Annotated in this window: 14 protein-coding genes; 4 read left to right on the top strand and 10 right to left on the bottom strand. The window is 69.1% G+C overall.

Going from position 1 to position 14933, the window contains the following annotated elements; genetic code table 11:
- Window positions 1-119: 119 nt before the first annotated feature.
- Complete coding sequence (locus AB0F86_RS02725) at window positions 120-866, top strand: metallophosphoesterase (RefSeq protein WP_356984129.1); 747 nt, start codon at window positions 120-122, stop codon at window positions 864-866.
- 157 nt (window positions 867-1023) lie between these two features.
- Here the strand turns inward: AB0F86_RS02725 and AB0F86_RS02720 are convergent, their stop codons facing one another.
- Window positions 1024-1644, bottom strand: a complete 621-nt coding sequence (locus AB0F86_RS02720; RefSeq protein ID WP_356984127.1) for an NUDIX hydrolase — start codon at window positions 1642-1644, stop codon at window positions 1024-1026.
- Between the two features lie 69 nt (window positions 1645-1713).
- Window positions 1714-3291, bottom strand: a complete 1578-nt coding sequence (locus AB0F86_RS02715; RefSeq protein WP_225280587.1) for an ATP-binding cassette domain-containing protein — start codon at window positions 3289-3291, stop codon at window positions 1714-1716.
- A 240-nt stretch (window positions 3292-3531) separates the two neighbouring features.
- On the opposite strand from AB0F86_RS02715, the gene AB0F86_RS02710 reads away from it, so the two are divergent.
- Window positions 3532-4638, top strand: coding sequence for an FAD-dependent oxidoreductase (locus AB0F86_RS02710; protein ID WP_356984125.1), 1107 nt, complete (start codon window positions 3532-3534; stop codon window positions 4636-4638).
- Between the two features lie 61 nt (window positions 4639-4699).
- Window positions 4700-5305, top strand: coding sequence for a GNAT family N-acetyltransferase (locus AB0F86_RS02705; protein ID WP_225280585.1), 606 nt, complete (start codon window positions 4700-4702; stop codon window positions 5303-5305).
- On the opposite strand, the gene AB0F86_RS02700 is transcribed toward AB0F86_RS02705, so the two are convergent.
- The 6 genes from AB0F86_RS02700 to AB0F86_RS02675 all read right to left on the bottom strand — a co-directional run bounded on the left by AB0F86_RS02700 (window position 5295) and on the right by AB0F86_RS02675 (window position 12568).
- Window positions 5295-5867, bottom strand: a complete 573-nt coding sequence (locus AB0F86_RS02700; RefSeq protein ID WP_356984122.1) for an adenine phosphoribosyltransferase — start codon at window positions 5865-5867, stop codon at window positions 5295-5297. The genes AB0F86_RS02705 and AB0F86_RS02700 overlap by 11 nt on opposite strands.
- Window positions 5868-5893: 26 nt before the next feature.
- Window positions 5894-7606, bottom strand: coding sequence for an ABC transporter substrate-binding protein (locus tag AB0F86_RS02695; RefSeq protein WP_225280583.1), 1713 nt, complete (start codon window positions 7604-7606; stop codon window positions 5894-5896).
- A 22-nt stretch (window positions 7607-7628) separates the two neighbouring features.
- Window positions 7629-8807 carry a protein translocase subunit SecF gene (secF, locus tag AB0F86_RS02690; RefSeq protein ID WP_356984121.1) on the bottom strand — a complete coding sequence of 393 codons (1179 nt, stop codon included), beginning with the start codon at window positions 8805-8807 and terminating at the stop codon, window positions 7629-7631.
- Window positions 8804-10522 (bottom strand): protein translocase subunit SecD, encoded by a 1719-nt coding sequence (gene secD, locus AB0F86_RS02685; RefSeq protein ID WP_356984119.1) that lies wholly within the window; start codon window positions 10520-10522, stop codon window positions 8804-8806. The genes secF and secD overlap by 4 nt, the downstream gene beginning before the upstream one ends.
- A 100-nt stretch (window positions 10523-10622) precedes the next feature.
- Window positions 10623-10967 (bottom strand): preprotein translocase subunit YajC, encoded by a 345-nt coding sequence (gene yajC, locus AB0F86_RS02680; protein WP_225280580.1) that lies wholly within the window; start codon window positions 10965-10967, stop codon window positions 10623-10625.
- A 110-nt stretch (window positions 10968-11077) separates the two neighbouring features.
- Complete coding sequence (locus tag AB0F86_RS02675) at window positions 11078-12568, bottom strand: NAD(P)/FAD-dependent oxidoreductase (protein ID WP_225280579.1); 1491 nt, start codon at window positions 12566-12568, stop codon at window positions 11078-11080.
- A gap of 137 nt (window positions 12569-12705) precedes the next feature.
- Between AB0F86_RS02675 and AB0F86_RS02670 the strand changes: the two genes are divergently transcribed.
- Window positions 12706-13284 (top strand): DivIVA domain-containing protein, encoded by a 579-nt coding sequence (locus AB0F86_RS02670; protein ID WP_356984116.1) that lies wholly within the window; start codon window positions 12706-12708, stop codon window positions 13282-13284.
- On the opposite strand, the gene AB0F86_RS02665 is transcribed toward AB0F86_RS02670, so the two are convergent.
- Window positions 13281-13793, bottom strand: coding sequence for a GtrA family protein (locus tag AB0F86_RS02665; protein ID WP_356984115.1), 513 nt, complete (start codon window positions 13791-13793; stop codon window positions 13281-13283). The two genes, AB0F86_RS02670 and AB0F86_RS02665, sit on opposite strands and share 4 nt — an antisense overlap.
- 51 nt (window positions 13794-13844) lie before the next feature.
- A complete protein-coding gene (gene ruvB, locus AB0F86_RS02660; RefSeq protein WP_225280578.1) occupies window positions 13845-14930 on the bottom strand; it encodes a Holliday junction branch migration DNA helicase RuvB in 1086 nt (361 codons plus the stop codon).
- Window positions 14931-14933: the final 3 nt, after the last annotated feature.

The following is a 14933-nucleotide window of genomic DNA, read 5'->3' as shown; positions in this document are numbered from 1 at the left end:
GACACGCGACGGTAGTACGACGCTCCGACACGAACCGATCCGACCGCCCCCACGCGCCCTCCTCGGCGGGTGATCGCCGCGCTGTTGACAGCGGCGATCCGCTGTGGCCATCTCGGTGGGTGGGGAACAACGCACCAGTCCGTATCGCCGCCACCGCCGATCTGCACATGCGCCCGGCCGTCGCGGGAAAGTTCCGATCCGACCTCCTCGAGCTGGGGAACAAGGCCGATCTGCTGTTGCTGGCCGGTGACCTCACCGACGGCGGCACCGTGGCCGAGGCCGAGCTGCTCTGCGCCGAACTCGCGGGGCTGCCGGTGCCGGTCGTGGCGGTGCTCGGCAATCACGATCACGACGCAGGGGCGGGCGATGTGATCGCCGGCATGCTCACGGGCATCGGGGTGCGGATGCTCGACGGCGAGGCGACGGTCCGCACCGTTCGCGGGCACCGGATCGGTATCGCCGGGGTGATGGGCGGCTCCGGCGGCTTCCCCGCGTACCGCGGTGACCCGGACTCGGGTAGTGCCGAGCATCGGGCACTGATGCATCGCGGGGCCGTCGACGCGCGGCGGTTACGTGCGGCGCTCGAAACGCTGGACACACCGACGCGCATCGCCCTCACCCATTTCTCCCCGACCGTCGACACCCTGGCAGGCGAACCGACCTCGATCTATCCCGGCCTCGGCTGTCAGGCGCTGGGCGACGCGATCGATGCCGCGGGCGCGACGCTCGCGCTGCACGGCCACGCGCACGCGGGCACCGAAGACGGCCGGACCACGGGAAACATTGCGGTGCACAATGTTTCGTATCCGGTGCTGCGCCGCACGTATGCGCTCTACGACTTGGCGACCAGTGCCGCTTCCGGCTGAACACACGCATGCGTCGCGGCGACGGCCTTATCCGACCGAACGCAAGTATGTGCTCTGCGACCAGGCTGCCATTGTGCTCCGAGACTGAACGCACATATGCGCCCGGCGGCAATCGATCTTCCGGCTGAACGCGCCGTGCTCGGCGCCGTGGCGCGGATCAGCTGTCGAAAGCCCAGACCACGGCGGGGCGGCCGGTGGCCCGGACCCGGCGGCGTTCACCGGTGCGGTGCAGGCCGGGGATGGTGGCGAGGGTGCGGTTGAGGTTGGCGGGGTCGGGACGAGCGCCGTGCAGGGAGGTCGTGAGGTCGACCGCGCGGGTGGCGGGGAATTCGGCCCCTGCCAGGGCGCGGGTGAAGGCGGGGTCTTTCCAGAGGAGGGCGGCGAGCGCGGGCCGGGTGGTGTCGATGATGTGGTTGTGGTCGAAGGCCAGCGGGGGCACCTCGTCGAAACCGACCCATTCGGCGGGGCCCTCGTGTTCGGCGGCGACCGCCCACATGGCGATCGCGAGGGTGGGGCCACGGGGGTCGCGGTGTGGTTCGTCGAAGGTGCGTAGCTGGCCGACCGCGACGATCGCGGTGTCGGGCACCCCGAGTTTGCCGAGGACCGCGCGGCGGGCGGCCTCGACCAGGCGCTCACCCCGACCGAGCAGGACGCCCGGCAGGGCCAGCTGCCCGGTGAAGGGTTCGAATTCGCGGGCCGCGATGCCCACGCGCACGCCGGTGTCGCCCTCCCAGCATCGCAACGTCACCACGTCGATCGACACAACGGACTGCTCCACGTCACCCCATCTGTTCGTCTTCCCCGGGCGAACGCCGCGGGTTTCGGTCGTCCCCGATCATGCCCCTGCCTACTCGACCAGCCCGTCGGGGGTGAGTTCGAGGGTCCGGGTGACGCCGATGTCGTCCAGGAACCGCTGATCGTGGCTCACCACGAGCAGTGCGCCTTCGAAGCTTGCCAGGGCCTGGGTGAGATGCGCCAGGCTCGGCAGATCGAGATTGTTGGTCGGTTCGTCGAGCATCAGCAGCTTGGGCGCGGGTTCGGCGAGCAGCAGCGTCGCCAGCGCGGCCCGCAGCCGTTCCCCGCCCGACAGCGCCGACGCAGCGATGTCGGCGTCGGCACCGCGGAACAGGAAGCGTGCCAGCTGTCCCCGGATCTGTTCGGCCGAAGCGTGCGGTGCGGCATCGGCCACGTTCTCGAACACCGATCGCGCGTCGTCGAACACGTCGAGCCGCTGGGGCAGCAACCGCCACGCCACCTTCGGGCCCGCCGCGACGATCTGCCGCAGCAGGGTGGTCTTGCCCGCACCGTTGCGCCCGGTGAGCGCGATCCGTTCCGGCCCACTCACCCGCAGGTCGACGACGGGACCGTTGGCCAGGCGCACCTGGTCGAGGGCGATCACGTCCTGTCCCGGGTACAGCCGGGTGCCGGGCAGTTCGATCCGGATCTCCCGGTCGGCCCGCACCGACTCCTCGGCCTGGTCGAGGGTTTCGCGAGCGGTGTCGAGTTTGTCGATGTGGGAGTTGCGCAGTTTGCCCGCCGACACCTCGGCGCTGCGTTTGCGGTTGCCCATCACGATCTTCGGCTCACGCTTGGTGTCGGACATCTTCTGTCCGTAGCGCTTTCGGCGGTCGAGTTTGATCCTGGCCGCTTCCAGTTCCCGTGCCTGTTTGCGGACGTCGCTGCGCGCGTCGCGCACGGCGGCGAGCGCGGCCTGCTGTTCGGCCTCGACGACGCGTTCGTAGTCGGTGAAATTGCCGCCGAACAACCGGATCCCGCCCGCCCGGAGTTCGGCGATACCGTCCATCCGGTCGAGCAGTTCGCGGTCGTGGCTGACCACGATCACCGTGCCGGTGAACTGGCGGATCACCGTGTAGAGCCGCGCCCGCGCGACCGAGTCCAGGTTGTTGGTCGGTTCGTCGAGCAGCAGCACATCCGGTTCGCGCAGCAGTTCGGCGACCAGCCCGAGCAGCACCGTCTCGCCGCCGGAGAGGGTGTCGAGGGTGCGGTCGAGGTCGGCGACGGATCCGGCCACGTAGTCGAGGCCGAGTTTGCCGAGCAGCGCGATCGCCTCGTCCTCCACCTGCCAGTGGTTGCCGACGGTGTCGAAGTCGGCGGCGTCGGCCGTGCCGTGCTCGATGCGGTGCAGTGCCGCGCGCAGCGCGTCGATCCCGAGCACGGCATCGACACGCTGACCGGTGCGCATGCCGAGATCCTGACGCAGATACCCGAGATCGCCCGGCACGGTGATCGATCCGCGCACCGGGCGCAGTTCACCGGCGATCAGCCGCAGCAGCGTGGACTTCCCGGCACCGTTGGCACCGACCAGACCGATCTGGCCGGGCCCCATGGTGGCATCGAGCCCGTCGAAGACGACGGTGCCGTCGGGCCAGTGGAAAGTGAGATCGGAAAAAGACAGCGTAGACATGCGGACCACCTCGAGGTGCGACGGATACGCGGTGCGCACAGTGCGGACCGCCCGAAAGCGCTACCTCAAGAAATCAACGCATGACTCCGATCGCCGGGAACAAGACCTTTCATTGATAACACCGCTCCCCCACACCGCGCCACCCTATTTTTTTCGGCGCGTGAGCCCGCTCACCTGCACACCCTCGCTGCGCGACAGGTCACTATCGTGAAAGACCAACGCGGACAGAGGGGGTCGTAGATGAAGGCCGACGTGGTCGTCCTCGGCGGCGGGTACGCCGGGATCAGCGCCGCGAAGCGATTGACCCGTCACCCGGGCGTACAGGTGACGCTGGTGAATCCCGGCGCCGACTTCGTGGAACGCATCCGGTTGCACCAGTACATCGCGGGCACACACCGAGCCCATCGGCCGCTGCGCAGCGTCCTGCCCGACGCCGTCCGCATCGTCACCGCCACCGCGCAGGTCATCGACGCCCGGCACCACTGCGTGCGGACCGATTCCGGCGACGAGATCGGCTACGACCACCTCGTCTACGCCCCGGGCAGCCACACCGACGCCACCGGTATCACGGGTGCGGCCGAGCACGCCGTCTCGCTCGGCACCCGCGCCGAAGCCGACCGCGCCCGCCTGCGCCTGGCCGACCTGCCCGCCGGCGCCACGGTGACGGTGATCGGTGGCGGCCTCACCGGCATCGAAACCGCCGCCGAACTCGCCGAAACCGGTGCTGTGCGGGTGCGATTGGTGACCGGCGAGCTGGGCCACAGCCTGTCCGCACGAGGGCGCGCCCGCGCGCGTACCGCCTTGGCGGCGCTCGGGGTGACGGTGGTCGACCAAGCGTCGGTCGCGGCCATCGCGCAGGACAAGATCACCCTCACCGACGGCGCTGTCCTCGGCACCGACCTCGCGATCACCACCACCGCCTTCGCGCCCTCGGACCTGGCCCGGTCGAGCGGGCTGGAAGTGGATGCGGCCGGGGCCATGCTCGTCGACGACACCCTGGTCAGCACAACGAGTCCGAACATCGTCGGCGCCGGTGACGCGGTCGCCCTCCACACGAACCCGTTGCGGATGAGTTGTCAGGCCGCGGTGCCCTGCGGCGTGCACGCCGCCGAGACCATCCTGCGAGTCCTCACCGGTCGCGAGCCGAAACCCTTGCGCCGCAAGTACATCGGCCAGTCCGTGAGCCTGGGGCGCCGTGACGCGCTCATCCAGTTCTCCGACCCCACCGACCGCCCGCTCCCCGCGGTCCTCACCGGTCACGCGGCCGCTCTGCTGAAGGAACAGGTCTGTCGTGCGACGTTGCGCGGTGGGCAACTCGGGCCGCTGCGGACGAGCTGGACATGGTGAACACCGGGCGATCGACAACCGGCGGGCGAGCAGCGCCCACCGTCAGTGGAAGGTGACAGATGTGTTGACCACAGTGCGCGCGGCGAAACAGGCCGACGTGGGGGCGCTCGCCGAAACGTTGGCCTCGGCGTTCCAGCACGACCCGGTGATGAGTTGGATCCTGCCGGACACCCAGCGCCGGGCCGCCGGCCTGCCCTTTTTCTTCGGTGCGATGGCCCGGCACTACTTCGTCCCGCTCGGCGCCTGTGAACTCGCGACCCGACCCGACGGCACCATCGGCGGTGCGACCCTGTGGGCACCGCCGGGACCATACGGTTCCTTCGGCGCCGACCTGCGTGCCATGCCGGGGCTGTGGCGCGCGTTCGGCCGCCGGATCCTGGCGGGCAAGACGGTCGGCGACCTGCTGAAGAAGCACCATCCGAGCCGACCGCACTGGTACCTGTCGGTGATCGGCACCGCCCCCGACGTGCGTGGTGGTGGTTACGGCGGGGCGCTGCTCCGCTCACGCCTCGACCGCTGCGACGCCGAGGGCACCGCCGCCTACCTCGAGTCGAGCAACACCGACAACATCGCCTACTACGAACGTTTCGGTTTCGTCGTCACCGGCGAACTGCGCCTGCCCGACGGGCCGTCGGTGTGGCCGATGTGGCGCGAACCTAGAGCTTGACGATCGAGGTCACCGGGTAGTCACCCTGGTGCTCGCGGCCCTTCAGGAACTCCAGTTCCAGCACGACGGCCGCCGCGACCACCTCGGCACCGACCTCGGTGAACAGGCCCGCCGCCGCGGCGAGGGTGCCGCCGGTGGCGAGGACGTCGTCGAGCAGCAGGATGCGCTTGCCCGCGAGTTCCACCCCGTCGGCGGGGATCTCCAGTGCGGCGCTGCCGTATTCGAGCTGGTACTCGCGCGAGACGACCGGCGGGGGCAGCTTGCCGCCCTTGCGGATGGCCAGCACACCGGTGCCGAGGGTGGCGGCCACTCCGGCGCCGAGCAGGAAGCCGCGCGCGTCCACCCCGGCGACCAGGTCCACGTCGGTGGCGACGGCGGCGAAGCAGTCGATGACCGCGCGGAAGCCCTCGGCATCGGCGAAGACGGGGGTGAGATCGGCGAAACGCACGCCGGGGGTGGGGAAGTCGTCGTGCCAGCGGGTGAGCCGGTCGACCGCGTCGGCGGCCTTAGCGGTCCGTTCGCCGACCTGATCGGCGGATTCGACCACCGCGTGCTTACTCATCGCCACCTCTGTCTCACGTCCACGACTCACCGCTGCAACACCCAGCGATCCATATTCCACCCGGTACCCGCCTGCGTCGGCCCGGGGATCCCGTTCTGCATGCCGTTACCGAACGCGATGGTGCGCGGAGTGGCGAACAACGGGATGCTCGGCAGCTGCGCCCACAGCAGGTTCTCGGCCTCGGTCAGCAGATTCAGCGTCGCGGTCGAATCGGTCTCGCCCGCAAGCTGATCGGTGATGGCATCGTAGCGAGCGTTCCCGAAACCTCCCGCATCGAGCCCGTTACCCGCCCGCAAAGCGGCGAACGCGACGACACCGGTCGCCGATCCGGCCGGTCCCGGCACCGCCGCCGTACTGCCGAGCACCGCGTCCACCGCGCCCTCGCCGAGCTTGGCCGGCGTGAAATCCGGTGCGCCCGCGTCGACCACGGTGATGCCCGCGCCACGGCAGGACTCCGCGATCATCGCCACGGTCTTCGCCCGGCGGCCATCGGGGGTCAGGTAGCCGATCCGGATGGTCGGCTGGGCGGTACCCGCCGACGCGAGTGTCGCTGTGGCACCGGGGATATCGGTGCCGCGGTAGCGGTCGCCGGACCCGGAGACGGCGCCGTAGTACAGCGAATCCTGTTGCACCACCCGCGAATTCAATGTCCCCGAGCCGAGGCCACTCGGGGGCACCTCACCGGCTTTGCCGAGGGTGTCGAACAGGGCCTGGCGCGGGACGCACTGAGCGAAGGCACGCCGCGTCTCCACCCGGGCGAACACCCCGCCCGTGCCGAGCACGAGCTGTTCGGCGCCGCGGCCGGGGACGGTCTGCTCGTCGAATCCCTCCAGGGCCAGGTCGGTCACCGAGCCCGCGCCTAGATCGACCACGCCGAGCGCGTTCTCCTTGGCTTTGGCCGCGTAGTCGGTGCCCTTGGGCCAGACCACGATGCGGCTGGTCTCGGGCGGCGATCCCCACCACTTCTCGTTGGCGACGAGCACCAAACCGTCGCCCGCGGTGAAGGATTCGATGCGGTACGGACCCGACGACGGGAACTTGGTGAGATCCAGTTCGCCCGGTGCCATGGTCCAGCCCGAGTTCCAGAAGTCGGCGATCCGGCCGATCACCGCGCCGTCACCGGACTGCAGCGCGTCGACCACGTTCGGCACACCGACCGCCTGGGCCACCACGTGGGCGGGCATCAGCTCGGCGGCGGTGAACAGGGTGCGCCACGGCAGGTAGTGCCTGCCGGGACGGAACACCACCGTGGCGTCCTTGGACCCCGGCTGGCAGTCCACCCGCTCGATGTCGTCGTAGCCGTCGGTGCTCGCGGCGTCGAACATCGGCGCCTGGCCGCGGTCACCCGGCCGGGTGAACCGGCCCGACCGGGCCGACCAGGCGAGCACCAGATCGTCACAGGAGGTCGCGACCCCGTCGGAGTACACCCCGTCGGGATTGAGCCGGTACTGCACGGTCTGGGTCTCGCCCGGCACCTCCTTGGCGGTGCCCGCGTCGGTGTCGGCGACCTGCTGACCATCGGGTCCGGTGTAGAAGAACCCGGTGAGCACGCGCCCGAACACCGCCGCCGCACCGCTGCTCGCGCCGAGGGTGCTGCCGCCGTTGTAGCTGGCGACCGCCGCGTCGACGGCGTAACCGATCGAGGGCACCTGGTTCTTGGTCGAACACCCGGTCACCAGACCGGCGCCGACACCTGCCGCGGCGAGGACGGTGATCAGCCGAATCGTGCTGCGTCGCATGATGAGACCCCTGCTCGTGCCGTCAGTGCCTGCCCTTGTGCCGCTTTCCGCTCGGTCGCGCGCCGGGCCTCGGCGCACCCGCGTCGGTGGGTCGGGGACCGCGCGCCGCGCGGGCGCCCGCCGTCACCGGCACACGCGCGGCGCCGCCACCGGCACGCTTGTCGAGCACCTTCTTGGTGTGCGCGGCGATCGGGCCCCAGCGTTCCTTGATCGACACCAGCACCGGAACGGCGAGGAAGATCGAGGAGTAGGCGCCGACGATCATGCCGACCAGCTGCACCAGCGCGAGGTCCTTCAGCGTGCCGACACCGAGCATCCACACCGCGATCACCAGCATGCCGATGATCGGCAGGATGCCGATGACGGTGGTGCTGATCGAGCGCATCAGGGTCTGGTTGGCGGCCAGGTTGGCCTGTTCGGCGTAGGTGCGCTTGTGCAGGTGCAGGACGCCGCGGGTGTTCTCCTCGACCTTGTCGAAGACGACCACGTTGTCGTAGAGCACGTAACCGAGGATCGTGAGCAGACCGATCACCGCGGCCGGGGTCACCTCGAATCCGACCAGCGAATAGATGCCCGCCGTGACGATCAGGTTGAAGAACAACGACACGATCGCCGCGATCGACATGTCACGTTCGAAGCGGATGGCGATGTAGATCATCGTCAGCGCCACGAACACCGCGAGCGCGATCAGCGCCTTCTGGGTGATCTGGCCACCCCAGGTCTCGCTGATCTCGGCGATGCTGATGGCTTCCAGGCCGACCGAGGTCTTGGACTCCTTCTCGAGCATCGCGCGCAACGCGCCCTGCAGCTGGTCGGTCTGGTCCTTGTCGAGGGTTTCCGAGCGCACCTGGATGGTCGCGGCGGAACCGGAACCGACCTCCTGCACGGTCACCGGGCCGTGCCCGAGGGTTTCGGCGTAGGTGTCTTCCACGTCCTGGGTGGTGACGTTCGCGAGGGCGGGCACCTGGATGCGCGAGCCGCCCTCGAAGTCGATGCCGAGGGTGAACCCGCGCACCGCGATGCTCAGCAGCGAGATCAGCAGCAGCACCGCCGACATCGTGTAGAAGAACTTGCGCCTGCTGACGATCGGGAAGCCACCGGTACCGGTGTAGAGGCGCTCGAAGAACCCGTGCTGCGGGGACGCGGTCGGCTCGGCCTTGTCCAGGTTGAGCGATTCGGTCGTCGGATCGGCATTTCTCATCGTGACATCTCCTTCGGCCGGACCTGGCCCGCGCCACGTTCCCTGGCGATCTGCTGCACCGAACCCAAGCCGTTCACCGACGGTTTCGCCCAGAACGGGGAGCGCGCGGCGAGCATCAGCAGCGGGGCGGTGACCAGGTAGAGCACGATCACGTCGAGCACGGTGGTGACACCGAGGGTGAACGCGAAGCCCTTCACCTGACCGGCGGCGAGCAGGTACAGCACGACCGAGGCGATCAAGCTGACCGTCTTACCCGAGAGGTTGGTCCGCTGCGCGCGGGCCCAGCCGCGCGGCACGGCCGAACGGAAGCTGCGGCCCTCGCGCATCTCGTCCTTGATGCGTTCGAAGAACACGACGAACGAGTCGGCGGTCAGACCGATACCGATGATCAGACCGGCGATACCGGCCAGGTCGAGGGTGAACCCGATCCAGCGCCCGAGCAGCACGATGATGCCGTACACAGCGAAACCGGCGGCGATCAGCGAGAACCCGGCCAGGAAGCCGAGCATCCGGTACACGAACAAGCAGTACAGCAGCACCGCGAGCAGACCGACCGCACCGGCGAGCAGACCGGCCTTGAGCGCGGCCAGGCCGAGCGTGGCCGACACCGTCTCCGCCTCGGAGGTGGTGAACGACAGCGGCAGCGAGCCGTACTTGAGGGTGTTGGCCAGCTCGCTCGCGCTGTCGGCGGTGAAGCTGCCCGAGATGGAGGTGCTGCCGCCGAGCTGCGGGCCCTGCTGCACCTGCGGGGCGCTCACGACCTTCGAGTCGAGCACGAACGCGACCCGCTTGTTGACGTACTCGCCGGTGAGCGCGGCCCAGGCGTCCGTTCCGGTGGAACGGAACTCGAGATTCACCTCGTGGCGGGCCTGCTGGGCGTTGAAGCCCGAGGTGGCGTCGGCGATCTCCTGGCCGTCGATGCGGCTCGGGCCGAGCAGGAACACCTCGGTGCCGTCCTGCGAGCAGGTGACCAGCGGCAGCGCCGGGTCGTCGTTACCGGCCAGCGGGTCGGGCTTGGTGCAGTCCATGCTCATGACCGCGACCTGCTGCATGTTCTGGTCGGTGCTCTGCCGCAGCGCCTTGGCGTCGGCGATCTCCTTGGCCTGCTGCTGGGCGGGCGTGAGATCGGCGGGCGGCGGGGTCGGCGTCGGCGGTGCCTGGGCCGGGAACACGCGCGACTGCGGCGCCGGGGTGGTCGCCTCGGGCGCGGGTGTCGCGGGATCGCCGGTCGCCGGGGCGTTCGGATCGCCGGTGGTGGGCGCCTGACCGGGCGCGTTCGGGTCGGCGGACGGCGCACCGGGCACCGGTTGCTGCGGTGCGGCGCCACCGGTCTGCGGCTGGGTCGCGCCGAGCACCGGACGGATGTAGAGCTTGGCGGTGGTGGCCAGGGCGCGTGCCTGCTGGCTTTCCTCACCCGGCACCGTGATCACGAGGTTGGTGCCGTCGATGACCACCTCGGAGCCCGAGACGCCGAGACCGTTCACACGGTTCTCGATGATCTCCTGCGCCTTCTGCAGGCTCTCGCGGCTCGGCTCGTTGCCGTCGGGGGTACGCGCGGTCAGCGTGACGCGGGTGCCGCCCTGCAGGTCGATACCGAGCTTGGGCTTGGGCGAATGGTCACCGGTGAAGAACACCAGCGCGTAGATCACGGCCAGCAGCGCGGCGTAGACGCCGAGCAACCGGAACGGATGCGCCGATCCTTGGGAAGGTGGCACAGCAGGTCATCTCCTAGGCGGAAGTCGAGGCCGAATCGGTGGGCACAACAGTGCCCGGCCGGGCGCGCTCGTACGTCGCCCGGCGGGGGAAGGGAACTGCTCAGGAGTCCTTGGTCAGCCGGGTCTCGGTCTGATCGACGGCCTCTTCGACGGGGGCGTCGGTCGCGTCGGCGGCCTCGGCGGCCACCGGCTCCTCGATGCGCACCTCACGGATGGCCTGACGCAGCCAGGTGGTGACGACGTCCTCGGCGATCTCCAGGTCGACGGTCGAATCGTCGATATCGACGACGGTGCCGTACAGGCCCGACGTGGTGACCACCTGGTCACCGACCTTCAGGCTCTCCTGCATGCTCGCGACCTTCTCGGCCTCCCGCTTCTGTTTGCGGATACCGAAGAACATCGGCACGAGCAGGGCCAGGATCAGCAGCGGAAACAGGAAGTCCATCGTCGAAGTCAGTCCCTAGTCAGTGGTGGACGGTGCAGGTACGCCTGACAGTCTGCCAGTTCCCCGCCGCGCCGACACACCGGACACCGCCGCGCGCGGCGAAACCCCGGTCACGCACCGCGGCCGTAGGTGTAGTCGTCGAGCGGGAAACCGACCGCCTCGCGGTGCGCCGACAGCGTGCTGGTGGGGCGCAGCAGCGCGGCCTCACCGTGCTGGTTGAAGTAGTAACTGCGCGCACCGGAGCAGTCGCCGCCGTAGAACACCGACGAATCGAGGTCGGCGGTCACCCGGTCGAGGAAGCGGGCGTTGGCCTCCTCGGTGACCTCGAAGGTGTGTTCCCCGCGCCGGAACAACTCGGTGAACAGCCTGCCCATGTGCTTCATCTGGGTCTCGATGGTGGTGAAGTACGACAGCCCGCTGTAGGAATAGGGGCTGTTCAGTGAAAGGAAGTTCGGGAACTTCGGCACCGTGATGCCCTCGTAGGCCTGAAAGCGATTGTCGCGCCAGAACTTTCCGAGGTTGCGTCCCTCGCGACCGATCACCTCGACGGCAGGGAAGTTCGCGTCCCACAGGTTGAACCCGGTCGCGAGGACGAGGGTGTCGATGGTCGTCTTGTGGCCGTCGGCGGTGACGATGCCGTCGGGTTCGACATGGTCGATCGACTCGGTTTCCAGGCGCACGTGCGGCTGGTTGAAGGTCGCGAAGTAGGCATTGGAGAAGGTCGGCCGTTTGCAGCCGAAGTCGTAGTGCGGGGTGAGTTTGGCCCGGGTGTCCGCGTCGCGTACCTGGGCGAACAGGTGCGCCTTGGCCAGCAGGGCGGCGGCGGTGTTGAGCGGTTTGGCCTGCTTGTAGTGCAGCACCCCGACCAGCATGATCGCCTCGAGCAGGGCGGTGTTGGCCAGCCGCGCCGCCTTCTGGGTGAGCGGGACCGCCGCGAACGCACGCTGGACCACGGCGGGAATCGGCCCGTCGATCTTGGGAACCACCCAGATGGGGGTGCGCTGGAAGACCGTCAGTGACGCCACCTGCGCGGCCAGCTCGGGGACCAGCTGCACCGCCGTGGCACCGGTGCCGATCACGGCGGCGCGGCGGTCGGTGAGATCGTAGCCGTCGTCCCAGTCGGTGGAGTGGATGATCTTGCCCGCGAATGACTCGATGCCGGGGAACGGTGGTGTGTAGGGCTGGGAAAGGAAGCCGGTGGCGGTGATCAGGTACCGCGCGGTGAGGGGCTCGCCGCCCGCGATGCTCACCACCCATTGTTCGTTCTCGTCGTCCCAGCGGGCGCTTTCCACCTCGGTGCCGAACCGCATCCGCCCACGCAACCCGTATTTGTCGGCGACGTGCTCGGCATACTTCTTCAGCTCGGCGCCGGGCGCGAACAACCTGCTCCAGTACGGATTGGGTTCGAACGAATAGGAGTAGGTCACCGAGGCGATGTCCACCGCGAGGCCCGGATACCGGTTCACATGCCAGGTACCGCCGAGGTCGTCCTCGCGTTCCAGAACGACGAAATCGCGCAGCCCGAGCCGGTCGAGTTCGATGGCGGCACCCATGCCGCCGAAACCCGCTCCGATGATGACCGCATCCCGCTGAGGCGCCACGTCGAACCTCCACACACCGATGTATGTGTTACAGCATGACACATAATTCTGTCCCCCGCGACCGGCCGCTTCGCCGGTGTACAGTCGCGATGCGCTGCCGTCGAAAACCTCTGGGATAGAAGGGCAATCCTGACACAATGACCGCTGTGACGCCCGACGATGTGAGCCGCACCCACTTCGCCATGCCCACCCTCGGCCATCGTGGCTACCACGCCGACGAGGTCGACGCTTTCCTGGAGAAGGTGTCGGCGACCCTGCACGGACACGGTGGTCTCACCGCCGACGACGTCCGCCATGTCCATTTCGGCGCGCCCCGTTTCGGTGGCCGCGGCTATCAGGCCGATCAGGTCGACGATTTCCTCGACCGGGTCCGTACCGAGCTGGAACATCGCCAGAAGGGCGGTTCCCCGGTCCCGGCGCCCCGCCCCGGCGAGGATCCCGCCGCGATGCTCACGCCCGACGATGTGCACCGCATGCGGTTCAGCCAGTCGGCGGTCGGGCGCCGCGGCTACCACGAGGAGGAGGTCGACGCCTTCCTCGACCTGGTCGCGGCCACCCTGGCCCACAACGGCCCGGGCAGCCTCACCGCCGCCGACGTGCGCGGTGTCCGCTTCACCGACAGCCGTCTCGGCACGCGTGGTTACTCCCGCGAAGAGGTCGACGCCTTCGTCGACCTGGTCATCGCCGCCCTGGAAAACCTCGAACGGTCACATTAACCCTGGATGCTGTGCAGTTCCGCTTCGCGGAGATCGTCCGGGAAGACGTAGCGGCGGAACGCCCAGAAGCGGAACGCCATGGCCAGCAGCACGCCGAGGATCTGGCCGGAGATGAAGTTCGCGACCATCTGCACCATCGGGTCCACGTGCGGCACACGCAGGTTCAGCACGTAGAGCGACAGCGCCTGCGGGATCATGGTGACCACGATGCCCAGGGCGCTGACCGTGAAGAACAGGGCCGCCTCGTGGCTGCGCTGCCTGCCACCACGGGTGCGGAAGGACCATTCGCGGTTGAGGATGTAGGAGGCGATGGTCGCGATCAACGCGCCGAGCAGACGCGCGGTGAGCGGCTTCTCGCCGAGCACGGTGAGTTTCACCGCGTACACCACGCCGGTGTCGATGAACCAGGTGACGGCGCCGACCATGGCGAACTTCAGCAGCTCCCGGTGCTGGAGCAACAGGGAGCGTAACGGTTCGGGGACGCGTTGGACCACCGCATGGACTGCCACCCAGCCGACATTAGACGACGTATCGGCGACGCGCCCGTCCGGTAGGCGCCGCTACCGGTCGAACAGGTCGAGGCTCGGTTGTGGTTCGCGCCCACGCACTTCGATGGCGCCGAAGACCAGATCCGGTGGTGGCACCAGGCCCAGATGCTCCCAGGCGGCGGCGGTCGCGACCCGTCCGCGCGGGGTGCGGGCGACGAGTCCGGCGCGCACCAGGAACGGTTCGCACACCTCTTCCACCGTCGCGGCTTCTTCACCGACGGCGACCGCCAGCGTCGACACCCCCACCGGTCCCCCACCGAAACCGCGCACCAGCGCACCGAGCACGGCCCGGTCGAGCCGGTCGAGGCCGAGGACGTCGACGTCGTAGACCTCGAGCGCGGACTGGGCGATCTCGCGGGTGATGAGGCCGTCGGCGCGGACCTCGGCGAAGTCGCGTACCCGGCGCAGCAGCCGGTTGGCGATGCGCGGCGTGCCTCGGGAGCGACCGGCGACCTCGGCGGCGGCGTCGTGTTCGATGTGGACGCCGAGGATGCGGGCCGAGCGCAGCAGGATCTGCAGCAGTTCGTCGGGGTCGTAGAAGTCCATGTGGCCGGTGAAGCCGAACCGGTCACGTAGCGGGCCGGTGAGCGCGCCCGAACGCGTGGTGGCCCCGACCAGGGTGAACGGGGCGATGTCGAGTGGGATGGAGGTGGCGCCGGGGCCTTTGCCGACCACCACGTCGACCCGGAAGTCCTCCATCGCCAGGTACAGCATTTCCTCGGCGGGCCGCGCCATGCGGTGGATCTCGTCGATGAACAGCACGTCGCCTTCGACCAGGTTCGACAGCATGGCGGCCAGGTCGCCCGCGCGTTCCAGGGCGGGCCCGGAGGTGATGCGCAGGGCGGTGCCGAGCTCGCCGGCGATGATCATCGCCATGCTGGTCTTGCCGAGCCCGGGCGGGCCGGACAGCAGGACGTGGTCGGGGGTGGCGCCGCGTTGCCGGGCGCCGCGCAGGACGAGGGCGAGCTGTTCGCGCACGCGTGGCTGGCCGATGAAGTCGTCGAGCGAGGTGGGGCGCAGGCCGGTCTCGGTGTCGCCGTCGGTGCTGAGGTACCGGGCGGCGAGGGCGGATTCGTCGGTGTCGAACTCGTCGTCCATGGG

Origin of the sequence: Nocardia sp. NPDC023733 (genome assembly GCF_040639775.1) — a bacterium.
GTDB classification, from domain to species: domain Bacteria; phylum Actinomycetota; class Actinomycetes; order Mycobacteriales; family Mycobacteriaceae; genus Nocardia; species Nocardia rosealba.
The sequence above is the reverse complement of the archived record's forward strand: the minus strand, read 5'-3'. Positions and strand labels throughout refer to the sequence as shown.